General features: G+C 48.7%; 20 protein-coding genes. 10 read left to right on the forward strand and 10 right to left on the reverse strand.

Annotated elements, in window-relative coordinates:
- The first annotated feature begins 12 nt into the window (after positions 1-12).
- The gene (locus tag EP166_RS09840; RefSeq protein WP_127556641.1) at positions 13-951 is read left to right on the forward strand and encodes an alpha/beta hydrolase family protein; all 939 of its coding nucleotides are present in this window, start codon (positions 13-15) and stop codon (positions 949-951) included.
- An 86-nt stretch (positions 952-1,037) separates the two neighbouring features.
- On the opposite strand, the gene EP166_RS09845 is transcribed toward EP166_RS09840, so the two are convergent.
- Positions 1,038-1,799 carry a hypothetical protein gene (locus EP166_RS09845; protein WP_127556642.1) on the reverse strand — a complete coding sequence of 254 codons (762 nt, stop codon included), beginning with the start codon at positions 1,797-1,799 and terminating at the stop codon, positions 1,038-1,040.
- 527 nt (positions 1,800-2,326) lie between these two features.
- A complete protein-coding gene (locus EP166_RS09850; protein WP_127556643.1) occupies positions 2,327-4,045 on the reverse strand; it encodes a choice-of-anchor D domain-containing protein in 1,719 nt (572 codons plus the stop codon).
- Between the two features lie 501 nt (positions 4,046-4,546).
- On the opposite strand from EP166_RS09850, the gene EP166_RS09855 reads away from it, so the two are divergent.
- Complete coding sequence (locus tag EP166_RS09855; RefSeq protein WP_127556644.1) at positions 4,547-5,188, forward strand: transporter substrate-binding domain-containing protein; 642 nt, start codon at positions 4,547-4,549, stop codon at positions 5,186-5,188.
- Between the two features lie 918 nt (positions 5,189-6,106).
- A complete protein-coding gene (locus EP166_RS09860) occupies positions 6,107-6,718 on the forward strand; it encodes a hypothetical protein (RefSeq protein WP_127556645.1) in 612 nt (203 codons plus the stop codon).
- Positions 6,719-6,748: 30 nt separating this feature from the next.
- Here EP166_RS09860 and EP166_RS09865 read toward each other — a convergent pair whose 3' ends face one another.
- Positions 6,749-7,342: a Crp/Fnr family transcriptional regulator gene (locus tag EP166_RS09865; RefSeq protein WP_220432539.1), complete on the reverse strand. Its 594-nt coding sequence runs from the start codon at positions 7,340-7,342 to the stop codon at positions 6,749-6,751.
- 295 nt (positions 7,343-7,637) lie between these two features.
- Here EP166_RS09865 and EP166_RS09870 point away from each other — a divergent pair, with 295 nt between their 5' ends.
- Positions 7,638-8,165: a DUF3455 domain-containing protein gene (locus tag EP166_RS09870; protein ID WP_127556646.1), complete on the forward strand. Its 528-nt coding sequence runs from the start codon at positions 7,638-7,640 to the stop codon at positions 8,163-8,165.
- A gap of 545 nt (positions 8,166-8,710) precedes the next feature.
- Here the strand turns inward: EP166_RS09870 and EP166_RS09875 are convergent.
- Positions 8,711-9,604 carry an SDR family NAD(P)-dependent oxidoreductase gene (locus EP166_RS09875; RefSeq protein ID WP_127556647.1) on the reverse strand — a complete coding sequence of 298 codons (894 nt, stop codon included), beginning with the start codon at positions 9,602-9,604 and terminating at the stop codon, positions 8,711-8,713.
- A 73-nt stretch (positions 9,605-9,677) separates the two neighbouring features.
- Here EP166_RS09875 and EP166_RS09880 point away from each other — a divergent pair, with 73 nt between their 5' ends.
- Positions 9,678-10,322: a TetR/AcrR family transcriptional regulator gene (locus EP166_RS09880; RefSeq protein ID WP_127556648.1), complete on the forward strand. Its 645-nt coding sequence runs from the start codon at positions 9,678-9,680 to the stop codon at positions 10,320-10,322.
- Positions 10,323-10,472: 150 nt separating this feature from the next.
- Here EP166_RS09880 and EP166_RS09885 read toward each other — a convergent pair whose 3' ends face one another.
- Positions 10,473-11,393 (reverse strand): LysR family transcriptional regulator, encoded by a 921-nt coding sequence (locus tag EP166_RS09885; protein ID WP_127556649.1) that lies wholly within the window; start codon positions 11,391-11,393, stop codon positions 10,473-10,475.
- A gap of 134 nt (positions 11,394-11,527) precedes the next feature.
- On the opposite strand from EP166_RS09885, the gene EP166_RS09890 reads away from it, so the two are divergent.
- The 3 genes from EP166_RS09890 (at position 11,528) to EP166_RS09905 (ending at position 13,959) form a co-directional block, all read left to right on the forward strand.
- Positions 11,528-11,947: a VOC family protein gene (locus tag EP166_RS09890; RefSeq protein ID WP_127556650.1), complete on the forward strand. Its 420-nt coding sequence runs from the start codon at positions 11,528-11,530 to the stop codon at positions 11,945-11,947.
- 45 nt (positions 11,948-11,992) lie between these two features.
- Positions 11,993-12,502, forward strand: coding sequence for a glutathione S-transferase family protein (locus EP166_RS09895; protein WP_246026267.1), 510 nt, complete (start codon positions 11,993-11,995; stop codon positions 12,500-12,502).
- Positions 12,503-13,119: 617 nt separating this feature from the next.
- On the forward strand, positions 13,120-13,959 hold the full coding sequence (locus EP166_RS09905) for a transposase (protein ID WP_164743892.1): 840 nt from the start codon (positions 13,120-13,122) through the stop codon (positions 13,957-13,959).
- A gap of 238 nt (positions 13,960-14,197) precedes the next feature.
- Here EP166_RS09905 and EP166_RS09910 read toward each other — a convergent pair whose 3' ends face one another.
- Positions 14,198-15,043 carry a helix-turn-helix transcriptional regulator gene (locus EP166_RS09910; protein WP_127556652.1) on the reverse strand — a complete coding sequence of 282 codons (846 nt, stop codon included), beginning with the start codon at positions 15,041-15,043 and terminating at the stop codon, positions 14,198-14,200.
- A gap of 92 nt (positions 15,044-15,135) precedes the next feature.
- Between EP166_RS09910 and EP166_RS09915 the strand changes: the two genes are divergently transcribed.
- Positions 15,136-16,026, forward strand: a complete 891-nt coding sequence (locus tag EP166_RS09915; protein ID WP_127556653.1) for an SDR family oxidoreductase — start codon at positions 15,136-15,138, stop codon at positions 16,024-16,026.
- Positions 16,027-16,295: 269 nt separating this feature from the next.
- Here the strand turns inward: EP166_RS09915 and EP166_RS09920 are convergent, their stop codons facing one another.
- The 3 genes from EP166_RS09920 to EP166_RS09930 form a co-directional block, all read right to left on the reverse strand.
- On the reverse strand, positions 16,296-17,159 hold the full coding sequence (locus EP166_RS09920) for a hypothetical protein (RefSeq protein WP_127556654.1): 864 nt from the start codon (positions 17,157-17,159) through the stop codon (positions 16,296-16,298).
- A 430-nt stretch (positions 17,160-17,589) separates the two neighbouring features.
- A complete protein-coding gene (locus tag EP166_RS09925; RefSeq protein WP_127556655.1) occupies positions 17,590-18,792 on the reverse strand; it encodes an SGNH/GDSL hydrolase family protein in 1,203 nt (400 codons plus the stop codon).
- Positions 18,793-18,823: 31 nt separating this feature from the next.
- Complete coding sequence (locus tag EP166_RS09930; RefSeq protein WP_127556656.1) at positions 18,824-19,408, reverse strand: TetR/AcrR family transcriptional regulator; 585 nt, start codon at positions 19,406-19,408, stop codon at positions 18,824-18,826.
- A 336-nt stretch (positions 19,409-19,744) separates the two neighbouring features.
- Here EP166_RS09930 and EP166_RS09935 point away from each other — a divergent pair, with 336 nt between their 5' ends.
- The gene (locus tag EP166_RS09935) at positions 19,745-20,827 is read left to right on the forward strand and encodes a DUF6516 family protein (RefSeq protein WP_127556657.1); all 1,083 of its coding nucleotides are present in this window, start codon (positions 19,745-19,747) and stop codon (positions 20,825-20,827) included.
- Positions 20,828-21,115: 288 nt separating this feature from the next.
- Here the strand turns inward: EP166_RS09935 and EP166_RS09940 are convergent, their stop codons facing one another.
- Complete coding sequence (locus EP166_RS09940; protein WP_164743893.1) at positions 21,116-25,024, reverse strand: DUF4365 domain-containing protein; 3,909 nt, start codon at positions 25,022-25,024, stop codon at positions 21,116-21,118.
- Positions 25,025-25,936 lie beyond the last annotated feature (912 nt).

Consider the following 25,936-nt stretch of genomic DNA (forward strand, 5'->3'; position numbering starts at 1 on the left):
CGAGACTAATAGATGAACCGACTGATCAATCCATCCAACACCATACCGACCCCGGCCCCCTCCCTGACCGTGGCCTACACGCCAATCCGCCTGGAAATACCGGGACGCCAACCGCTGGAGCTGCGCCTTACCGCGCCGGCCACCGGGGATGCCCTGCCGATCGTGATCCTGTCGCACGGATTCGGGCCGTCGAACTATATTCCTTCGAAAGACGGCTACGCCCCGCTTGCCCAGTTCTGGGCCGAACGGGGCATTGCCGTCATTCAACCAACGCATGCCAGTTCACGGAGCAGCGGACTGGACCCCGACTTACCTACAGGCCCCTTTTTCTGGCGCGAGCGCGTGGAAGAGATGCGCGCCATCCTCGACCAACTGGATGAGATAGCACGACAGGCTCCCGCTATCGCAGGACGGCTGGACCACGACCGAATCGCGGTGGCAGGCCACTCCTTCGGCGGCCATACCTGCAGCCTGCTGCTTGGCGGGCGTTTACAGGGGGAGAATTTCTCTGATCCGCGCATTTGCGCTGGCATCTTGCTGGCGACTCTGGGGCGTGGCGGCGCCGACCTGAAGCCCGAGCATGCTCAGCGCTTTCCCTTCTTCGACGTGGATTTCAGTGGCATCGAATTGCCAACCCTCGTGGTCTGCGGCGCCGAAGATGACCCTCATTTCACGCCACGCGGTCCAGAGTGGCACGCGGATGCCTTTCACGACGCACCAGGGGCCGACGCACTGCTGACAATTAATGGCGTGGGCCATGGGCTGGGCGGAATCGCCGGGCTCGACGCGAAAGAGACAGAAGTAGAGGACCCGGACGCGCTGGAAGCGACGCGGCGTATAACACTGGCCTGGCTGAGGCGCATATTCGCCATTGAGCAAGACACCTGGATACAGAGCCAGACCGCACTCCAGGGCAGTGCGTCTGCTATCGCGAAAACCACAGTGAGATAACACTGAAGCGAGCTGCCACCGCCTGCCCGCAGCCTTTCTAAACAGGACACTCCAGTTTACTAACTTGAGTGTCCTGTATGCCCTCGCTAGTCAGGTAACTTAAGTTCAATAATGTCAACTTTCACTCTGCCTTCAAACCCTTCTGTCGACCGTCCGTCAATACCTACGTCTGCTTCATTCTGGTTAAACGCCTTTACCATGACTGAAAAATTGTGGGTCCCTGCGGCTAATTCTGTCGTATAAAATATGTTCCACTCATGTCCATCCCCTGAAAGCGTGTCGTCGCCAATGATAGACAGCCGCTGGCTCGCTCCAATTTCAGGCTTCAGGCCATTAATATACAATGCGATCTCCACGCTTGTTCTTGCAGAAAACTCAGAGTTATAAGCGCGGCCATTGGCTTGGAAAATAATTAAGGAATTGTCGTTTGACACCTCGAACGACACGGTGTCCAGACCCGGCATGGCAGCAAATTCGTAATTGACATACTGTACTACCGCATCTTCAGGGGTCGGTACGCTCTGTTGTCCGGGCTCACCCGTATAGGGAACAACGAACATACCGTCATCTCTAAGGAATATTAGATCCGTTGCAAAATGTTTTGAGTACCCAACAACGCTGGGCCCGATATTATCTACGCGTGTCGTCAATGCACTAACAGCGGCTTCCAATGAATCAAGGCGCGCATCGTTATCACTGACTGCTGACGCTGTGGCCGAAAAGTTTTCATTCACCTCTGACGCAAGTGCAGGCTCACCACTTTCAAACTCATGTGGAATCGTCAGCTCTGCTGCAAAGCAGGCCGTAGTAAGAAAGGCGGAAAACAACACTAGAATACGTATAGGCATAAAAACTCCTTGAATGCTGTGCATTCGCTGTGATGGCTACTGCCACCTGGTTTCTCCCCAATTGCTTTCATCCCAAACGGCTGATTCCGCCTCTGTTTGCGAGCTGTTCTTGTTGTCGTCGCCTTCACTACCGCAGCCTGCTAAAAGCATGCTGACCAAAATCGCAAAACTCAGATGCCTTAATTCCCTGCCGCACCTGACAATCGACTGAGATTTCTTGAAATATGTCATCTTTCACCTCTATCGAGGAATCGGTAATCTGCAAAGCGCCCCTTACAGGTTCGCGCTTTAAAGAGCCCCTCTTACCTCACCCCTGAAAGCCCATTCAGATATGCATTGAACAAAAAACTAAACGTTCCAAAGTAAATCACCAACACCCAGGAACCACATAAAAAAAGCTCAAGGCTCAACCCACTGTATGATGCTGATCGTTTCTTCACCTCCGAATTGGCACATCGAAAGCCCTGGAGAAAGTGTAGACACTGTTTTCGGATACCCAAGGTCAACTCTTGAAATCAAACACTGTGCTAAGGCCCGACTGCGCCACCACTTAAACTAATGGATACACTGCCACCGTTGGTTGAAATACTCGTAGAGGCTTCATGAAAACCGGGAGACGAAGGCGAATAGGTGTAGTTAAACTGACAGCTCATCCCGGGTTCAATGCCCGCTGCGCAGTTTTGACTGCCAGAGAAATTGCTGTCAGAGACACCTCCACCGGCGAAGTCATTCAACGTAGTGGCGCCCACGTTTGTGATAACGACTGATAGCGTGTCGCTGCTGCTATTCGGAGACACTGTGCCAAAATTTAACACCGAGGGAGACGCCCGCAGTTCAGGCCCAATACCACGCCCACTCATTTCAATCGTTACAGTACCAGCGTCGGTCGAGATCGACGTAGAACCGGAAAACTCGCCTTCCTCATCGGGCAGGAAAGTATATGTGAATTCACAGGTGTTACCCGGTGCTAAGCCACCCGCACAGTTCTGAAAGCCATTGAAGTTTGCTCCGCTGACTCCGCCGCCGGCGAAGTTGGACAAAATCTCATCCCCCATATTTTCTATGCTCACGCTCTGCGCTGGGCTTACATCGCCAACCGGAACCGGCCCGAAATCCAACACCAGGGGAGAAGCCCGCATGTCAGCTCCCTCCGTGGGGAGACTGCCCGCAGGCACGCCTTCACCTCTCACCTCAATGGAAAAGGATCCGGCATTGGTTGACGAGTTGGACGTAGCGATAACCTCGCCGATCTCGGTGGGTTCAAAGGTAAATTGGTACTGGCAACTACTATCCGGCAAAACACCCCCGGCGCAATTTTGAGTGGCCGAGAACGGAGCTGAACTTACAAAACCGCCCCCTGCAAAATCTGACAGGTCTGCCGCTCCTACGTTGCTAATTGCAACCTCTCGAGTCAGCGTTGCTCCAACTTCGACCGGTCCAAAGTCGATAACTCTGGGAGTAACCCATAATTCAGGCCCAACACCGGTACCTCTGAAGTCCAGTGAAATACTGCCAACCGACGTTGAAATACTGGTGAAGCCTTCGATTTCACCGACACTCTCAGGTGTAAACCGATAGTTGAACGAGCAACTGTTGCCCGGTGCTAATCCGCCTGCGCAATCCTGGCTGCCAGTGAAATGACGATTAGACGGACCACCGCCCGCAAATGAGTCAATGACCTCGTTACCCTGGTTAGTCAGCGTAATACTCAGAACATCACTCATACTCCCCACACCCTGGGGGCCGAAGTTCAATTGCTGTGTATCTACCCACAGTGGCGAGCCAACGCCTGCGCCCGTTAACGTTACGGCAACGGCGCCTGCGCTGGTATCCAGGGTGGACTCAGCATCGTTACGGCCATTCAGGGTCGGTGAATAGGTGTAAGTAAGCGCACAACTCGAACCCGGTAACAATGGGCTACAGGTTTGATCAAGGGAATATCGACCACTGTTGGGTATTCCGCCGGTAAAGCCGGTAACCTCTTCAGTTCCGGTATTGGTCACCCACACGGTTTTCTCGGACATCAGACCAGAGGCAACGGTGCCGAAATCCAGACTGTTAGAAGAGAGCGTGACCTCGCTCGTCAAACTCGTTGAATTGTCGTCATCAGACGCGTCTGTCGTGTCACTGCTGTTGGATTCGCTCGGCTCGCAACCGGACAACAGTATGACGGAAGCCAATGCCAGCCAAAGCGCGCTCATCAACTTCGTACGGAAAGCAGCAGTGATGCTCAATTCACATGGCATACTCAATTCCCTTTTTAACGCCTACTCGTGCTACACGCAGTCTAGGCGACGTAGGTCATATTTCAACTCGGATACGAACCATCACTGGATTGGGCGTTCCCATAGCTGCTAACGCAGGCAACCGTCACCTGTACTCCTGTGCGCTCGGGAGCTATTTCAAACTGGTGTTTAAAACACCGGACACAATGCGAGTGATGAGAAAACCCTGCCAACAAAAGGGCTAGCAGGGCCAGATGGATACCCATTTAAATTACACACTGTAACGATGGGTGATTACACAGTACCCAGTGCGGAATTGACACTGAGGTGGCTGGCCTGACAAGCTGAGCGAAACGGGTAAGACCACACTTCCCTGCACCTATCACGTATTGTCTGGCAATAGCTTTGTTTGATTGGTAGACAATAAAGAACCACTTGTCCTCTTCGTTTCGTAGTTATTGGGCAAAGCATTGCGCCTTGTTCAACTACAGTACTTGTATTGAACGGGTCCAAGGAGGACAGATGAGACCATTGTTATGCTGTGTACTGGCGTTATTCATATCGACCAGTACCCAAAGCGTTGCGCAAAACCTGGAAGTACTGGTAACGCCGTTCCCGCCGTTTGTGGACGCCAACGCAGACGACGGCGGTATCGCCTGGTCTGCCCTGTCTGACTTTGCCTCCGCCAAGGGCGTTCAAGTGAGCCCCGTTTACCGACCCACCGCCCGTATCTTCTCGCAAGTCGACAACGATAACTGGCAAGCATCACTCGTATCGATACCCCTGGCACCAAACGTTGCCGTCATAGAATACAGCAACTCGGAAGTAAGCTATGGCGTGTTCACAAACGACGCGTCCATGACGTCGCTGCGTAACCTGAAGATCGCTACGATTCGCACCAATTCGCGCAGCGGTTTTCACAGAGAAATGGAAATGGCGGGCGCGGTTATCGTTGAAGTCGATTCATTAAATCAGGGGTATCGTATGATTCGAGCGGGGCGCGTAGACGCCGTGTTGGGTGTCGGAATAGATGGCGTTGCCATAGGTGCACAAAACCCCGAAGCACTACATATGTCGGTTCAACTCGCGGTGCTTCCGTTTACGGTGTTTGTAAACAAGAACACCCCGCAGGGACGGGAAGCCGTCAGATTGCTCACGCCATGACTCGTACTCGTTACAGGTCATCGACGGTTCGATGGGATAAGAATAAATGCTCTTCTCTGGATACCCATTGCACTTACACACAGGAACGCTTCGAGTCCATTCCACGCAGGGCCATATATCTACGATTTGTTATTGCTGCATCCTCGACTGACCAGTTGATTCTACAATCGAGCCACTACGGTGAGTCTGTAACTAGCCGCTCGGCTCTCTACCCATAACTCTAACTAGCCCGGTCAACCTACCATTAGTAAAATAATTATTAAAAACGGCATGACGAACGCTATTAAGAAACAAGGTACGATAACAGATAGGATGGGACGGTCTCTGCGCGATCTCAAGTATATAAAATTGGCCAGCCCCGTTGCTGGTATTGCAAACATACCAAGCAGCAATGCCGCTAAGCCAGCCCAGGAGCCATTGCCCGTGTTCATCGCTATGACAATCATCACAAATAGGGCTTGAGCCAAAACGGGCAGCAAAATTCCGATAACGTATCGCATTTTTTCTCCAATAATAAGGGGTTATTACCGAGTATACCCAACCTATGCCATACCAAATAAAGAGTACCTGCCAGGTCCCTCGTCTCCACTGCTTAACAAGAAATCTACCTTGATCAATCAGGTAACGCCAATAAAGGCCCATTCCGATTGCCCCACAAGACTTGCCCCTAAGAGATATTAACAGAGCAGTCCAGCCTGGATACCCACCACCTGTAATAGCATTAAGCTATAGAATCAAAGCCCTTTATAGCCCAATAGTACGAAAATCCATATTAGCTCGCCCCGGGGTACGAAACGGTCAGGCTGCTATTAGACCCGTTCGCCAGCTAACAATGCTGAGTGCCACTTAACCTAAGTCAATGCGAAACACGCATCTCCTTGGATATCGTCTCTTGGACTGACCACCAAGGACACTGACATGAACCTGAGTTTAGCAACATACGTCACAATCGTTTTGATCAGCGCAGCACTTGTCTGCCTCCAACCCACCGCCATGGCACAGGGGTTTGATAACGAGGTAAATATTTCGTTGTTTACCCTGGCCAATTTGACCGACGACTCACCCGAGTACGGGCACCTGGAGCTCGCCAGGAAACTGAACGACCACCAGTACCTCGGGTTGGAGTTCATTACATGGACCTATAAAGCGCCCCTTGGCATTCCCTATGGTGACTCTTTTGGCGACGCCAGCGAGAACTACCCGGGTCGGGTTCGGGACCTTGGTATCGGGCTGACCTTCAAGCACTTTTTTACCCACAGACTGTTTGTCAAACTGCACGCGACACCGCTGGTTCAGTTCTATACCGACGAAGCAGGGGAACCAATACAGCAGGGCTTTCAGCTCTTTACCGCAGCTCGACTGGGGTACAACTGGTCTTGGTCGCACGATCGATTTTTCATTGAGCCCACCATCGCCGCAACGAGCTGGCCTGTGCGAACTCATGTACCTGATGCATTCGAATCGCGTGACGATCAATGGGCCACCTATTTCCTATTCGAGCCCGGCTTGAATATTGGCTTTAGGTTTTGACTCCGGGTTCTCCTAATGGCGCGGACAAACTCAGGCGATGCTTCTAGTTGACAGCCGTTTGCGTATTCTGCTGAGCGATTCCGGTTGAACACCCAGGTAACTGGCAATCTGGTGTTGTGGGACTCGGTTCAGAAGCTCAGCCCGGTTTTCCATAAGGTACAGATACCGTTGCTCGGCTGTGGAGTTTTTGAACCGGAAATAGGAAGCCTGGTTCTCAGCCAGCTTCTCTTCACTGATGGTCAAACACAGTGATTTAAGCCTGGGGTACTTTTCAAAGGCGTCCTTCTCTATATCCGGGGTGCCTACGCTGAGAATGCAATCCTCTACACACTCAATGTAATACTCTGACGGCTCGTTGTTGACAGCACAGACGGGCGATAGGGATTGAGACTCGGTATAGAACTCAGTCGTTTTCTCGTCACCCTCAAGGAGGTAAAAGCAACGGAGGCAGCCCTTAAGCACAAAGTAACTCTTATTCGATCGTTCCCCCTGCCTTAGCAGCAGCGTATTTTTCGGGTAGCGCCTGAACAGGTTCAACGCAATAATGGCGTTCCGCTCTTCATCTGTGAGAGTGATGTATTGTGCAATGTAGTCGAACAGCTGGCTTTCCAATGGGGGCCTCATCCTGCGTTATCCGGGAAGGTTTAAATATAGCAGCAATGCAGGTGCTTTACTTGAGACTGTCTGGACTGCCAGGTGCAGTGGTTCAGTGATTCCGGACACCAACGTGTAATCTTTGAACACCCACCGTAGGCTATAGCTAAATCCTATAAAAACGAAGATTTCAATAGTCATTTCGTGTGGATGTCTATGTTAGCTACTCATGAAAAATAATAGTTATGCTGCATCCAATCCGGCCACTCAGGAGTTTACTTCTTACAGAGACTGTCTCTGTGAAGCAAACCAAGGAGAAATTAACATGAAGCTATCAGTATTTAATGCCCCAGGAGCGCTTGCAGTATCCTTATCGTTGATGGCCGGAACGACCATGGCCGGCAGTCATATGGCACCGGATGCAGTGGCAGTACCTGAGGGCAATCAGAAAGCACTCACCACCATGGCTCAGGGCACAGTAGCCTGGGTTTGCAAAGACGCAGACATGGGCGCAGCCTGGACTTTTGCGGGCCCCGCTGCAGTGCTATCCGATGAGGATGGTAAACCGGTCATTTCATATTACGGCCCTCCTGCAACCTGGGAAGCCATGGATGGCAGTAAGGTAACCGGCACCCAACTGGCAACGGCGCCAGCCGGTGATGGCAACATTCCTTATCAGCTGGTCGAAGCCAACCCTTCTGAAAAAGACGGCTGGCTGAAAGGCACAACCTACATCCAACGCTTGAATCTGGATGGTGGCGCCGCGCCGCAAACCGGCTGCGGAGCCGATGATATCGGCAAGAAGGTGTTGGTCGCTTATACCGGTGAATACGTATTCTGGAAAGCCAAATAAAGTGCCAAATCGCAGGATAGAGCCAGTAAATACTGGCTCTGATTTTTTCCCAGGCGCTTTGTTGCTAAACGAATTTGTTGCCGTGCCCGAATCTCCTACCCGTGAGTTAATTACCCGATGCGCTCAACGCCAACGGTCCGCAAGACTGGCTGGACACCTATCACTAGCATAGGGTGGGCGTCCATATTAGCTCAGCTGGTAGTAGCGGAAGAAAAACTTAAAATACTATCCGGTATTAGTAGACCACTACAGTCGGACAAACGCGCCTATTCTTGTTGCAAAGGCGCCCCAACCCTTTCCCGCTAAATGACTTTTCACTTCCTGAGCCAGAATCCCATTCAAATGTCACTAACTTGGGTGTCCTGTTTGCCCGAAGGTCACTGCGAGTGTGAGCTGAGATCACACTGTTTGTACACATCCTTCCTAGCGTGGACAACTGGACTATTACTTGTGCTTTTATCTATCGAAAAAATCCTCAATAGCCGTCTTACGTTGCCATCAAGAGCATCTATCATTGAGTATGACTCCAAACAATCAACTTTTGTCTACGCTACAACAAAGTAATCACTAAAATCACATATTTTTATTGCATAGGATTCTTCATTTTCCGGCATAAACGGATTGAGCAAACTACCTGTGTACTCCAAGTAGTCACCTGTCTCGACTTTTTTACTTTTTAAGAGTATTCGAGACAACATAGCAGCAGAGCGAGTCGGTGTACTGGTACCCTTCATGAATTTTGCGACGATCGGTAGAACGTATTTCCATGCCAGCTTCAATGCCGGACTTCCTTCGCGTGCCAGTCCCGTTCCCGGCATAAGCCCCGGATCAAAAGAGAAATAAGTGCGTGACGAAGGCTGTCGAGCAAGGTGCCGTGCCATGAGAATGTTTAGCCCTTTAGACGTTCCATAGGCATCGCGGCTTGCCTGGCTCGTATTGGCATTGCCTTCAAACTCACCCTTAGAAAGCCGTTCCGGACCAATGTAGTGGGCTCCTGGAAAACCAAAAGCCTTAGCGAGCTCTGGGTGATGAGTTCCGCTACCGACCCAGCCAATGATCGCCTCGGGAGTAATCAGGTGTTCAATTTTTCGTAACAACACAAAGTGGGCTAGATGATTAACTGCGAAAGTTTGCTCCAAGTGATCTTGGGTATAGATCGTTTTCTCGGAGGACTGCACTCCTGCGTTCAGCATGACAATGTCAATTGGAGAATCAAGTGAATCGGCCGCAATACGAACACTCTCCAAGCTTGATAAGTCCATTTCTATTAGGCTGATTCGCTGTCTATCTTTGCCAGTGAACGAATCTTTAAGTTGCTGACCTCGTTGTAAATCCCGTACCGGCAGAATTAGATGAATGTCGTCGTTGATCATAAGTTGTTTAATCAACGCCAGGCCTAAGCCGGAGGTTGCTCCGGTGATCAATGCGTTCAAAGTCATGTATGAATTCCACTCAATTGCTGAAGATGCTATTATGTGAACAATCCGTCAGCTTTAGTAGTCGCGTTCTTTTATGAGTAAAAAGGTCCAGCGAAACCCAAGGAAATCCCCGACACAGGCGCGTTCAATAGCTACAGTCGAGGTCATTCTTGAAGCTACTATTCAGGTTTTGATAACTCAGGGAATCACTTATCTGACCTGTGCCCGCGTGGCGGAACGTGCCGGAGTGTCTGTTGGGTCTATCTACCAGTACTTCCCCAACAAGCAGGCCTTGCTGATCGCCGTATTGAATCGGCATTTGGATCATGTCGCTGATGTAATAGAGGCTGTTTGCGAAGAACAGCGTGGTAAATCGCTCGATTCCATTGGACTGGCTGTAACTTCGGCGTTTGTCGCTGTGAAAATGCTACGACCGGAAGTGTCGCGGGCACTTTATGGTTTGCCTTCAGATGAGGTAACCGATTCGATTGTTGCCAGAACGACTGGCCGCGGTCAGTTAGCCATTTCCAAATTACTCGGCACGTGCGCCGATGCTAGGTTCAATGAACTTGATTTAGTTACGTCAATCTTTACTGGCTCCCTAATAGGGCCAGTCCAACTGATGGTGACGGGAGCGATACCGATAGAGCGCGCCGAGACCTTTACCCATCATCTCACTCAATTGAGCATTGGATATTTACGTCAGGTGTCTACGCCCTATTCAAGCGGGACTGAGTAGTAACCGACTTATTCACATTGAGTCTCGCACTACAAGGCCTGGACACCACGATAGTAATATGAAGAGTGTGTTTTGTTTACTGATGGCATGCTCTCGGCATTAATTGCTAGCTTGGGGCAGCACAGCTCTGGGCGCTTAGATACTCCGGCGCTAGCTGCTATTTTTGCACTGGTACTGGCTCGTTTTCATCAGGCTTGCCTGCAAAGGTTCCACCACGGCATCCAGAAACTGACGCACCCGAGGAGATAACAAGCGACTGTGTGGGAATACAAATTGCACAGGGAGTGCAGGAGCGTTGTATTCGGGTAACACCGGTACCAGGGTACCGCGTTCAAGGTCCTGTTGTGCTTGATAACCCAAAACCCTGCAAATCCCAATGCCGTCCCGAGCGGCGGCTAGTTCGGTATCAATCTGATTGGCGCTGATCACAGGGCTAATGCGCTGCTCCCAGAGCTTCCCTTCTACTTGGAATTGCCACACCTCTCTGGAGGGAGCAAAACATACAGTCGGCCAATCCGACAGTTGTTCAGGATGGCTGGGCTCTCCTCGTTGCGCAATGAATTCCGGGCTAGCGCAGAGTACATAGGGTGTGCTTCCGATCGGCCGTATTACTAGCGAGCTGTCGGCGAGGTGACCGATACGCAAGGCCAAATCAAAGCCCTCCTCAATGACATCCACGACACGGTCGAGCAGGATCAACTCTGCACTCATTGAGGGGGTTTGTTTCAGCCACTGGTTAAGTAACGGCCCGATATGCAGGCGGCCGAACATCACCGGGGCGGTAATGGAAAGCTTGCCTGCCGGATCGGCGCGACGGCTGTCGAGTTGGAATTCGACGGCCTCTACGTCCAACAAAATCCGGCGACAGTGCTGCAAGTACTCGCGACCTTCATCCGTGAGGGCTATACGACGAGTGCTGCGGTTGAGCAGCCGGACGCCTAGGTACTTTTCCAGACCGGCCAGGGCTCGGACCATGGCGGCAGGGGACCGGTCCAGCTTATCTGCGGCTGCCGAGAGACTGCCCTGATCGACAATAGTGACGAAAGTAGTCATGGCTTTGAGCTTGTCCATCGGCAGGCACCATCGCAGCGTATTGAAAGAAGATTTGTGCAAAAAGCTGAATAATCATAGCAGGCAGACGGCATTTATTGAATCCGCTCAAAAGTATCTACTACTGCAACAACGTCGTCCCTTCGGAGTCAGTCATGCACCAACCTCAGTCAATTCGTCAGTTTGATCATGTTGGTATTCGGGTAAGTGACCGCCAGGAGGCGGTGGCTTTTTATGAGCAGCTTGGGTTCAGGGAGGTGCGTCGCTTTGAGCAATCCGAAGCGAATGAGATGGAATCGCCGGATGGCGTGCGTATTAACCTGATCTACAACGCCACGAAGTTACCCCATGGTCGCAACGTGTTGCTGGATGAACCGATCAAGTTACCCGGCGTCACCCACCCTGCCTTTGTGGTCGATGATCTTTATGCCCTGAGGGACTGGCTGGAACAGGCGGGCATTGTCATAACCGAGGGCATTCACCGTCTGGGCCCACGGCGAATAACCCTGTTTATCCGCGACCCCGATAGGAACGTGCTGGAGTTTAACCAGCTAGTGCCTGAATCGGCGGCCTAAATCGAGCGCCATATAAAGAAGATCAATTTTAAGAAGGTACTGACCATGAAATTATACGACTTGGAACTCTCTGGTAACTGCTACAAAGTTCGCTTGTTTGCTGCCCTGGCGGGTATCGAGCTGGAAATGGAACCAGTGGATGTCCCTGGTGGCGCACACAAGCAATCACCGCTGATCGACCTTAACCCTTGGGGCCAAGTGCCGGTGTTGATCGATGACGGTGTTGTTCTGCGCGACTCCCAAGCGATTCTGGTCTACCTGGCTCGTCGATATGGCGGCAATCAGTGGTGGCCGGATGGCGCGGCGCAGCAGGCCGAGGTAATGCAGTGGCTGTCGACGGCCGCCAACGAAATTCACGGTGGTCCCAACGCGGCCCGTTTGATCGACAAGTTTGGAAATCCGCTGAGTAAGGAGCGCGCGCTGGAAATCAGTGCACAGGTCCTGCCGTTGATCGAGCAGCATCTAGGCCAACATGAATGGCTGGCACTTGGCCGCCCCACCATCGCCGACTGCGCAGTGTTCCCCTACGTGGCACTGGGCTGGGAGGGGGCGTGACACTGGAAAAGTACCCAGCTACTCAGGCATGGATAAAGCGTATCAAGGCGCTGCCAGGCTATATCGGAATGCCCGGAATCAAATAACTTCATTGGTTGGGTTGCTTGCCGCGGCCATGAATTCTCTCACGATCTTTGTGGCCACGGATCCGCCCAGCCCTTCCAAGGCCGCATGATGGACCGTTATGCCGACGATCTTGAAAAACTTTCGGACCACCATCAGTCCATTCCCCTTTGAAGCTAACTTCCTAACCACCTCTCTTGCCTGTATAAATACTGGGAGAAAGGCTCTAGTACCGAACAGATGCTATCCCGAAGGCGCTGGCAGATCCATAACCGACCCGCTGGAACATGTCTGCCGCCTCGACACGCAACGACTGACCGAAAACACTCAGGGCAACTTAATGTTCGGGTGAGCCAAGATACTAACCAGGCCAGTACCCGAACCTTTGATGCCCGGTAAACCTCTGCAGAAAGGAAATAAACCATGACAAAGACGATTCTTGGGCTCAGCAGCAGCTTGCGCCGCGCATCCTTCAATACCGGATTGCTGCGTGCGGCCGTGATAAATAAACCGGTAACGACTACGAACACCGCCGTGGGTGGATTGAGCAGCGTATGCAGGAGCTGGCAAAAGTGTATGCGCTCGATATCTGCGCCTATGCCGTCATGTCCAACCATTACCATATTGTGCTGCACATCAACGCCGAGAAAGCCAAAGCCTGGTCGGATACCGAAGTTATTCAACGCTGGCACAGTCTTTATGCCGGCAACTTTTTAAGCCATGCGTATTTGGCCGGTAAAGACTTGTATGAAGAGCAACTTAAAGTCCTCTCAGAGCTGGTAACAGAATGGCGTGAGCGCCTGATGTCGATTAGCTGGTTTATGCGAGCCTTGAACGAAGACATCGCGCGCCAGGCCAACGCTGAAGATGCCTGCACTGGCCGATTCTGGGAAGGTCGGTTCAAATCCCAGGCGTTGCTCGATGAAACGGCTCTGGCAACCTGCCTGGCCTATGTCGATTTAAACCCTATTCGCGCCCAGATGGCTGAGAACCCTGAAACATCCGACTTTACGTCCGTCAAAGAACGCATCAATGCGGCTCGAAGCAAACCTGAAAACATTGAACCAGAACAGCCGAGACTTTTATTTCCGTTTGTAGGCTACCCCCGCCAGGATATGCCAGCAGGCCTACCCTTTCGGCTACAAGATTATCTGGAACTGGTTGACTGGACGGGAAGACAGATTCGCATAGACAAACGTGGAAGCATCGACCAGAAAGCTCCACCGATTCTCGAACGACTCAATATCGATAATGACCACTGGATCTACAACACTCAACATTTCGAGAGCCAGTTTAAAGGTTTAGTGGGCACGGTTCTTTCGATCAAAGCCCAGTGTCAGCGGTTTGGATACCAGCGAACACCCGGACTGGCGGCTGCGACGCAGCTAGCCTAACCCACCCTTTCAAAATCAATGATCAGGACTGCCTGAGATTTTCCTGTGCCTGAAAACCATGGTTTTAGGCCAAACACTCCGATTTTCCGGGCATGGACCGTCTTCGCTATTCATCGCTAAATGCCTTTTCACTTCCGGGGCGCCAAAATCCCTTTCAAAACTCACTAGATTGGGTGTCCCGTTTGCCCCCGTTTGCCCTCGCAATTAGGAAGGGTAACGATGGGTATCTACACAACAGTTAGGGATTTAAGTCGGAGCTACACAGCCGCCCCATCTTTTCCATATCAACGCAATTGGCAGGGTTGTAGATCATCAGTTTCAGGTCCGGCCGACCGTCTATTGCGAAGGATGAAAACTCGAAGGTGATTTCTCCTTCCACTGCGTGGAGGATTATCTTCGACCCTTCCCCCACAGTATGCACGTCGTTCTCTCTCCACATCTGCGCAAATTCTTCACTGCTACTGGAGATTTCCGCCACGAGCTCTGTAGATCGCTGATTTTCGCCTATACGTGCGGTTTCTGCGCGAAAGGTCGCCACCAGAAACCGTGCCACAGATTCCCAATTGCGTTGGGCAGCACGTACCTCTGTATCAAGAAACATCAGTTTTAATATGTTTCGTTCGTCGGGAGGTAGTGTTTCGTAATCCGTGAGCGCTATCTGAGCTGCGTGGTTCCAGCCGACAATGTCCCATGTCGAAGTCGCGACGGTCGCTGGGATCATGGGCATAGCGTCGAGAAACCGTTGTAGCCGTACTGAAATACCCTCCTGCGCAGACGAGTGGGCTTTTGGCGGATGGCCAATACCGACCAAAAAAAGATAGTCCCGTTCCGCTTCGGTTAGCATCAGCGCCTTAGCAAGGCTTTCGAGCACCCGCTGGGAGGGTGCTCCCCCGCGACCCTGTTCGAGCCATGTGTACCATGTAGCGCTGATGTGGGCTCGTTGAGCGACCTCTTCACGTCTAAGGCCCGGTGTTCTTCGGCGTCCTCCGAAACCAAGTGCGATTGCGTCGAGCCGATGCCGCCGGTCTTTCAAGAAAGTTCCGAGACTATTGGAATGGTAGGTATTATCGAGCCTATTAGTCATTATACCCCTATAAAGTAACTCATTTACCAGGATAAATAGTATTCGATAGTATTCTCATTGACAAGAATCTGCTTACAGGAAGGGGAATAGTTATGAAAGTGTTTGTTACTGGTGCGACAGGCTTTGTTGGCTTAGCCGTTACGAGTGAGCTGCTCGCAAATGGCCATCAAGTTCTGGGGCTAGCCCGCTCCGGGCAAAGCGAAGATAAACTCACACAGCTAGGTGCTGAAGCGCTTCGTGGTGACCTCGAAGCGCCCGAAACGCTCCGCCAGGGGGTGTTGGCGTCAGAGGCGGTTATTCATACAGGATTTATACACGATTTCTCCCGTTTTGCAGAAGCGTGCGACATAGACCGCGCAGCTATTGAGGCACTCGGTGCTACTGTTCAGGACACACAAAAGCCGTTGATCGTCACAGGAGGTGTTGCTTTCATTGATGCCGCGGGCTCCATTACGATCGAGAATGATCCCGCTTTGCCACCGTCAGCCACCTATCCGCGTGCTTCAGAAGCTGTCGCAAAGGCGCTCTCCGATCAAGGAATTTTGACGAGCGTTATGCGCCTGCCTCCGTCAGTGCATGGCATGGGCGACCATGGCTTTGTCCCGATGCTCATCGACATCGCGCGACAGAAGGGCGTGTCAGCCTATGTTGGAGAGGGCAAAAACGCCTGGCCCGCGGTGCATGTACACGATGCCGCCCGCGCTTTTCGTCTCGCGTTAGAACGTGGTTCGAGCAGCGAGATATATCACTCGGTGGCTGAACAGGGTATTCCATTCAGGCAAATTGCGGAAGCGATTGCGATTGGTCTCAGCGTCCCCTGTGTATCGTTGACTGCAGATGAGGCACGTGAACATTTCGGCTGGTTCTTTGGCTTTGCGTGTATAGATCAGCCTACATCCAGCGAATGGACACGCGCCCAATTAGGCTGGAACCCTACCGGGCCAAACCTTCTGAATGACCTTATGGAAACAGATTATTTTTAGGGGTCAAACAGGACACCCATCAGAATTACAAACTGTAACGATGGGTGTCCACTTAGTTAGCGGTTTGTCCTTGATAAGCAATTCGTACAGCAGCGAATTTCAAAAGGGCGCTGGCTGCCTGCAACATTATCTAATACTAGCATTGCTGAACATCCACGTTAGTTGACCGCGGTTTCGCATAACGAAACTAACTGGACACCCATCGCAATTACAAACTGTAACGGTGGGTGTCTTCATAGCTGGGTGTCTTCATAGCTGTACCTGAGCCCCTACAAGCTATACATTAGTGACTCGGCCAAATTATGACTGACGCCTGCAGTAAAACCTGTTTTATACAACCCTTCGTCACCGGTAAAAACTTTCACCGCGTCAATGTCATTTACCCCTTTACCTTCGATAAAACTGAAGTCATCCAATGGGATACTATAGCTTGCCTCACCCTCCAACGTAAGATTCTCTGGCCCCGTGATATACACACGCGCGATGAAGTCATCGTTCACATCATAGAGCTGAATGGTGAGGTCATAAGCCCTGTCATCATTAATGCTGATGTCCATACTGATGTCGGTTGTGCTCACCGCTATAGAATTATAACCAACGATCGGCCTGCGTATGCCTTCGACGTAATCACCGCCGCTGGAGACCGGATAGTCGTCAGGGTGGACCAGGTAGGCACCCATTGGTACGGTCGCACCATCGATGCCTAACAGGTCGAATTCAACCTCATCAGACAAGCCGCCCTTATCGGTCAAGGTCAGTGAGTACCCCGTCATCAGCAGTTCTTTCCCGTTGCTACCCTCAGGCACGTCATACAGTCCGAAATTGGCGTTGAACCCAGTTTGGCCATTGTGTTCATACAATCGCTCTGTTAAATCGATATCGTAACTTTGGCCGCCGGGAAATCGAACCGTTGCACTTTGTATATCCGAATAGCCATCTGGGTCATCGACAACTACGAATACTCTTAGATCCATCTCAATCTCATCATTAATGTCGAATGGCTCGATGGTAACCGATGGATGTACCAATACTATCGAAGGGTCGCTATTGTCGCCTCCGCCGGAGGAATTACAGGCCACTAGCAAGGGAATACCGAAAACCAGGGTCGCCAGCGTTTGAATGGTTGATTTCATTATTAGTCCTTGTTGTATTCAACTTTATTCAGACGCTAATGATGTAACCATGGTGATGCAAGAGTTTGACTGGCAATAAGCCAGATACCAACGAATCTGGTTCTATATGATAGTTGTTTGACGGTACTAACGGTCAGGATGACCGAGGGGTCAAAATATTGGCTGCCGGGTTTATGTAGCCCCATTGCCACATTGCCACATTGATTAACCAAAGCTACAAAAAGCCAACTAATCTAGGTGTCTGAAGATCTATGGAAACTTAATGTAAAAATCATAATCCCTTTGATACTCCATTAGGATGGATGTCCACTTTGTGCCCCCACCCAAAACCAATTAACGAAGGCTATCAAAGCCCAACTCCTGATAGTTGCCTACCGTGGGTGTCTCAGCAAGCTACTAGCTTGGGTGCCTTGTTTGCCTGCTTGCACTTCTAGCGTAAGCTTCCACAATGACCTTTCGCAGTCACGCCCTCCCCCCAATCTCCGCCCAGCGCATGCTCAACAAACCGCTGACCAATCAGTTCGTGCGCTTCCGGGCCAGGGTGCAATGCATCCGGCAATGGCCAGCGCTCATGATCCCCTGGACCATAGAGCTGACAACCATCGAGATAGAACAAGTGACTGTCGGCTTTCATCCGTTCGCGCACTAAACCGGCTAGCTGAGTGCGGATCGATTGCAGGGTCAGTTTACCGGCAGCACTGTCCTGCGGATTGCCCGTCGCCTGAAACCGAACCTTACCCTGGGCCAATGCCTGCAAATCGAACGCGCCGGGGCCGGGTGTGGTTTCGTGAATTGCGCAGTACAAGGGCGATATGACCAGCAAGGGCGTATCCGGTTGCCGATCCCGGATAGCATCAAGAAAACCCAGTACCGCCGGACCTAAGGCCCGGGCCCGCATCACATCGCTGTTCACCAGATTGATGCCCAGCTTCAGACTGATCAGGTCCGCCTTGGTTTGGGCAATCACCCGGGCCACGAATGGATCAAGCAAGGCACTGCCGCTGAAACCGAGATTAACCAGATTCAAATTCGCATGCATGGCCACCTGAGCCGGCCAGATGCCCGACGCACTGGCGGCATTGGAACCCTGACTGATGGAGCTGCCGTAATGCACCCAGGTGGGTCGGTTGGCGTCGGCCACCTTGTGTAATTCGGCATCGCTGCGTAGTTGGAACAGTTCCATGGTTTCGTAATACGGCAGCCAGATCTCGATCGTTTTGTCACCCTTGGGCAAGCCCGTAAAACGCAAGGTACTGATGCCGCCAGCTTGCTGGTGAGTTTGCCCACTTTGCATATCAAAACTGATCTGAGTGGCGCTGGATGGCACTGCCTGAACCAGGCATTGGCCGTTGATGCACAGATCGAATTGACCCGGGGGCCGCTGCGGAACGCCGACATAACCGTAGCGAGTAGCCCGGATATCCAACTCAAGCCAATTGGCACTGGTACGCAACGCTAACCGCACACCTGCCGGGTGAGATTCCGCCATGGCAAGACCAGGGTCGGAATAATAGTCACGTGCCCAGGCGGGAAGTCGATGCGGTACCAGAGCGTCGCCACGCTGTTCAACATCGACAGCGCCCTTGATAAATACCGGCAGCACTGAGGTGACCCAATCAGAGGATGTTGTCATCTTGGCTCCAAAGCGAGAATTAACAATAAGATCAGACGGCGGCAGACGATGGCGGCCAATGACGCAGGCTAAGGTCGAGAACCGCCAAAGTACGTTCCCAGGATGCCTGGGCAGCAACGTCGCCGTGCGCAAAGCCACCGGCAGATTCGAGCGTGGTGTAACCCAGAAAGACGCTGCCCAAAAACCGAATGGCGTGCGTTTGTTCGGCGTCCGCCAAGCCATAGGCTCGCAACAACGCACCCAGCATGCGCGACAGTTTGACACCGGAACTGGCGGCGGCGATTTCATCACTCAGTGGATAGCGCGCAGCAACAAAGCGGCCCGGATGGGCCTGACCGTAATGGCGGTAGGCGTTGGCGAGCGCAAACAGCGCATCCTTACCGGAGCGGCCGGCAATGGCTTCGCCAGCGCAATTGGCCAGCTCATCGAGCGCCAACAGCGCCAGGCGGACTTTCAGGTCTTCAGAGTTTTTCAGGTGGGAATAAAGACTGGCTACTTTGACATCGAAACGGCGGGCGAGCGCCGACAGCGTCACCTGTTCAAAACCCAGGTCATCGGCCATCTCGGCACCTGCCTGAATCAACTTTTGTGCTGTTAAACCTGCGCGACCGGCCATAACACCGCCTCTTGAATCAACAGGTGCGCAGAATATCCTAAAGGTATTAGGTTTTCAATTAATAGGTGTAGCTTTAGTCTGATTGCTTAGTGTTAGTATCCAGCTTGGCCATATCATTCAATAGATAGAAGCTATTAAAATAAAAATATCAATAGGCGGTTAATGTGGATGTCCGAGTTACCCTTGCCCCTCGTTATTAGCCGTGTTGACTTTCGCTTAATATACTGGCTATATATACATGCCTGTATTTATATACAGCTCTGAAGCCAGTATATTTCAGTCTTGCTATATAGATATAACGACTTAACAACTCTGATTTTTACCAAGGGAATATCCATGGAAACAGCTATGCTTGCTATTGATAAAATGTATTCAGAATTAGATAACGAATCGGTAACTGCTGAAGTTATTGATGGGTATATCTGTACTATGAGTATGAATATGTTGAAGTTCAATAAGAGAAAAGAGCATATCCTTGAGTTGGCAACTTACCGGTACGATTATTGGCAAGAACTAATCAGGAACGCAAGTCTTTTGTTTTGGTTAACAGGTGAAGGTCGTGGATGGGCAGTATATTTGCCAACCCAAGATTGTGGTTACACTAGAATTTATCGTTTTAAACCAAACAAGCACCAAGATATATACAGAGATTTTCCATGGGATGTAGGTGAGTGGAGAAAGATAAAAAATGAATCTGTATTAATGAGCATTTTGGATTGTACTGAATACACTACAGCTTTTACTAATTGGAAAAAGCACATATTGGAAGTCAATAAAATACCATCAGAGCTTGCAGAAGGTAGGATAAGCAACACATCTGTTGAAAAAGTCATGATAATAACAAAAGGAAATGGTTGTGCTGTCTGCGGTAAGAAGAGTGAACATCACGCTTCAACTACAATGTCTTCCTTCACTACCGCAATGTTGTCAATATCCTTATGCGAAGAGCATAAAAGAGAAGCTGAAGGACATCCTTGTGTACTTGATTTTTTTGCAAGCCTGTTTCTCTTAAAATTAGATCTTCCTGAGTTAATTAAATTGGATTATATTCCAGATGAACTAGTAGGGCTTTTTACAGAATTAATAGCCTCACATTTAGAAGCAGAGACCACAACTAAAAATAAAATGAATGACCGATGGAATATCAAGATATTTTTGAAAGATGGCTGGTATTGGATATTACGTTTGAAAAAACTGTCCAATTATGCATACCTACTTTACGACCCTTCAGGAAACCAAATACATAGAATTGACTCAGCAAATCATCACCCTCACGTTCCATTTGGGCCGAGCCATCAACACTTTAATCTCGAAACAGAGCAAGAAGCCATACGACCAAGCTTTACCTATGGAGCGCCAATATTAGACTTCCCCTTACTGAAAGCATGTAAGAGGTATTATTCTTCTCTAAATAATTGATGTTAAAGTTACTAACGAAACCTTGTCGCAGGGCTATTTGAAAAGCCAAGAAAACTAAGAAGCTAACGAGACACCCACCCCTACTTCCTTAATATGGGTGTCCCAACTGACCCTAGGTTTTCCTGAGGTTTTCTTATGTCTAAAAACCATGGTTTTGGGCTAAACACTCCGATTTTCCGGTCACGGACCGTCTTCGCCATTCACCGCTAAATGCCTTTTCACTTCCGGGACCAAAATCCCTTTCAAAGTTCACTAGCTTGGGTGTCCTGTTTACCTCGCGGTTTAGCTTCATGACTCCGCTTCGTCAATTCGAGCATTCATCACGACGTCTGTATAAATACTTGAAAACAATTCACTTTCACGAGAACCATCAACAAACGCCATTTGAATTATTTCGTACAGTTTTGATGATTGGCTGGGCCCCTTAGACACCATTAATTCAGATATTTTCCTTAAAAGCATTTCCATACTGTATTCAAATCCATATTCTACAGTACACCTAGTAGCGAGCCTCAGTAGTTTGGAATGTGGCAGCGAATAGTTTTGCATCGGGCTATACCCAATTTTTTTTGTATTAGCACACGTTACTACAAACCATCTCGTAATAAATTCAAGCCGACTCATACTTCCAACCTGAATCATGAATAGATCGAGCAATGGTCTTAACTTATCAATATCGATATCACCAAGTGTCTCATTCAACAATTCTGAAAAGAGAACACAGAGATGTCGGCAGGCATCCTCGTCATCCATGCGTTCTATGTATGACAAAAAGACCTTGTAGAATTCCGATTTTGATAAGAGCAATTGCTCTTTTGAATAATTGTACTTGTATGCTGACATGATCAATTCATCAAAGCTGATCGGCACTCCCTCTATTCCCAAGTCACACAATCGTTCTTTGAATTCCATTTTTTTCTTAATCGTTAGCTCTCCAGTAGTTTGAAGTATATCCATCAAACCTGAACTAGATATAGAGTGATGACCAGCACTTTCGATGTATTTAGATAGATAAAGATCGTCAGAGCACAGTATTGTATGTCTTTCCCTTTCCAACAACCTGCAATATGAATCGACAATCTGATTACTCTCGTCACTTGTTTTAAGAATACGGATATTGCTGAAGTATTTTTTTAATACACGCAAAATTTTACGAGGTATCGATGAATATACCGATCCCATCGTAAGATGGGAGCTATAAGAATACAACTGATACGTTTCAAATCGCAAAGTAATTCTATCCATCTTAGACAGTACAAAATCTAAGTAATCGGTTTCGGCCAAAACCAACAACACTGTCTCATCGAACACTACTTCTAAATTCCTGATTGACCGTTCTTCTTCGCCAAATGATGGTTTGATGTATTCATCCGATAAAAAATCAGGCAGCGCTCCCCCATTGTAGTAAAGTCTATATTCAGGGCGTGAAACTGCGAAAAGCTTTTGAAAAAACCATGAACCAAAAATATCTGGTACATCATTCAAAAATATATGTAGCATTGCATAGGGGACGGGTAATGCTCTCCTCCTAATTTGATTTCGATATTTCTCCCTTAAACTTTGCTGTTTCGAAGAAATACCTGTAAGGCTTTGCAATATCTGGAAGACCTGTGCGCCACCTACTCCTTTTGGAAAAGTAGCACGTTTTATAACCGTTGGTTCAGGAAAGTTGTTAAAATACTCCTCAAATCGGGTCCTAACCTCTTCAATAAAATCACTTTGAAAAGCTTCAAAGTACCTGGAAAAAATCAAAAATAGGTATAAGAACTTCCCCTCCTGAGCTTCATTATTTCTATCGACTAGACCACCATATTTGCTCAGTGCAGCCTTCAACTTAATCGAAGGGTTCTCGTCAGCAGCATATATATACATTAACCCTTCGTATACTTTTAACTTTTTATCTTTTGGGGAGTGCTCCAACATCCCTTCCAGCTTTTTTTCCGCTTCCTCATAAAACCCTAATTTGACACATAGGTTTACGTAGTTTTCGGCCCTTTGGACAGAATGAAAATCACTCGTCACCTCACCGTCGAGGATTTCCATTGCGCTGCCGCTATCTCCGATTTCATGTAAAGCAGATGCTTTAAGCAAACACCAAAGTGGATCCAATTCATATCGACTCTGAACATCCTCACATAAACTTAGCAAGTCTTTCCACCTTTGAAGATTTGCATAAGACATTGCTAGCTTTAATGACTCGTCTGAAAACAACTCTCTGTGAACTTGTATATCTGCAGCCAATTCAGGGATTTTCTCCACAAACTCCGAATCCCCTGGATCCAAATCATTTAGCAGTTGCTGTGCTATGCTACTAGGCCTTTCTAACTCAACATACTCATCATAAAGTCGCTGAATATAGTCAGCAGTTTGATCAGGGTGATTTTTACAGCCACGCAGATATTCATAAGTTGATATTAGCTCGCGACTACGCTCCGTTCCCTCTAAGTCATTTAGATATTCAGTTTCTTTTTTCTGTTCAAGTAGAATTTCTGCAGAATCTGCAGCCAGACAAAAAATAACATCATAATTTTGAGGCTTTTCTGATTTTAACTGTGATTTATACTTATCTACCAAATCTATTACAGCACGATTTTGATCCAAGTTGTATTTTGCATTAATTAGGTACGAAATCAGCTCGGAATCTAGCTCATCAACACTTTCCACATAATCTACAACTTCGCCATAACGCCTTTTATTGATTAACAAAGGGCAAATCGCGGATACAACTAATTTAGCGCCTGGCCTTCCTGAGAGAATTTCTTCGAAAACCTCTATCAACTCGTCATCATCATGATAAAAACTATAAATTGCAACAGCCAAATCAAGAATCACATAGATATTAAATGGATACCCACACTGCTTTGCAAGCTTAAATGCTTCCCTTGTATGGCGGTAAGCGATTTCGAGTTTGTCGTAGTCATACTCTCTTCTCCCTCTCGCTGGAATTACTGTGTCATTAGTTCCTTTCTCTTCTGTTGTTATTCCATCATTAAAAAACTGCCTAGCAGCCATACAATGAAATAGTATTTTTTGCTTGTCATTTAGCTTATTTAGTTTAGCCTTCCGCACTTCCTGATAGAAACGTTCCCGGTCACCAGCGATTGTAAATAACAGCAACCAATCTATTACTGAACCATCATTTCTATATTCGCCTAATAGCACTTCCGCTGAAGAGAAATCACCCATCAATACATAGCACCTTGCTTTTAAGGATGCTTCCCTTTTTCCATCTACATTTATTTCACTGATGATTTCTGTCAGCTTTTGCTTATCATCAAAATCGATGGTTTTTAGAATTGATTCAAAGTATGCACAATTGTACCTGCTGGTATGCATTTTTTCTCTTGCCAAACTTGCGTACTCTAGTGCTTTTTCATACTTTCCTCGCAATATTGCCACATTGCATTTTTGGTAGTATAGCTCTGCAGCTTCGTGATCGGTCAGGTTATCATTCCCTTCTAGCTCATCTAGGATACCCTCTGCCTTTACAACTCTATTTGATTCGATATCTATCTCTATTTGCTCTAACCTCCCAGAATTGTGTTCTCTGGGGTTATTAACCCATGGCGCACCACTGTTATCTTTTAAAGTATCAAAATACACAGGCCGCTCTTTAAACGCTTCTGCAGTCTTATTTAAGTCTCCAACAGGATTATCCGAACCTTCTTCAAAAACGCGTTTTATTCGATTCAGAGGGTCTCTCTTCTGAAGTCTATCTAAAAAGTACGGCAAAATATCTAGCTCATGGTGAACTACACTTTCGACAGGCACCCTAACTGTTATTTTATCTTGACCTGCCTTAACATTCTTAGTCAGGTCTTCCAGAAAAGCTTCGTCCAGCCACCTATAGCAGACAGGCGCCTCTTTTGCAGTCATATCATTTGACAAATCAACCAACGCAACCATAACAATCGTTTCTTGTTGCTTATAGTAGTTAATTGTCTTTACGTCAAAAGAGTACGATATTTCCTCCCCATTGCCGACAAACCTAGGACTAGTAGTACCTTTAAGTTGGAGGAAAAAAGATCCTAATACATAATTATTTTCATCTTTTAATTGAATTAAGTAGTCAATACCATAATCTGAATCTCCATCGAGCGGCTGCTCTATCCATGAAAGTGGAATACTGGCGCAAAATGCTCTTCCCGCCAACTTGCCAATGGTCTGGCTTTCTTCTTCTTTGGGTAACCTAGTCATTATATCCACCCCTCTGGCAAGCATATTTTGCGTTTACCTACCAAAGTATCAGAATGTAACGGGCAGACCAATACCACATACATCATCAGTATCATGCACCTCTAACTAGTTTTCTCAATACCTCATTGAACGCAAAGGTGTTCTTGATTATCGGGTATAGCAGTCTTTTTGAAATGCATACTACCGCTTGCAAGAAAGTCCACAACAGTTGACAATCGAAATAGATACGCTGTTATTAGGTCTATCATTGAGTGGTAAGCCATCTAGGAACCACTCACATCATACCCTTGGTTTGATATTTCACTTAATATGCATTCTATTGGACACGGTTTCGTATAATAAATACAATTGGATTGAAAGGGAGGTCAGCTAGTAGACTCGGCGCTTTCCTCCGCCAAGAATGTGGATATTTTATTAATAGAAGCAATAAAGAATAAAATTAGATGGATGTGAGCTACATATCAGTTCCTAGTGTGCGTTTTTTTGTCAAGTCATTAGGTACTGATGAGAGGCCTGTGGGTGGTCGTTTGAACATGAGGGGCAAGCTAACAGGACACCCATCGCAGTTACAAACTGTAACGATGGGTGTCTAAACAGCCTGGTGCCAGCGAACACTGGGGCTGGCAGCTGCGACACAGCTAGCCTAACTCACCCTCTCAGAATCAATTATCAGGTTTTCCTGAGATTTTCTTATGCCTGAAAACCATAGTTTTGGGCCAAACACTCCGATTTTCCGGGCACGGACCGTCTTCGCCATTCACCGCTAAATGCCTTTTCACTTCCGGGACCAAAATCCCTTTCAAAGTTCACTAGCTTGCTGTCCTGTTTACCCCGCTCCTGTTTACCCCGTTGGGACCAAAATCCCTTTCAAAGTTCACTAGCTTGGGTGTCCTGTTTACCCGTTTCGGATGA

This window comes from Saccharospirillum alexandrii, from assembly GCF_004000275.1.
Lineage (GTDB): Bacteria > Pseudomonadota > Gammaproteobacteria > Pseudomonadales > Natronospirillaceae > Saccharospirillum > Saccharospirillum alexandrii.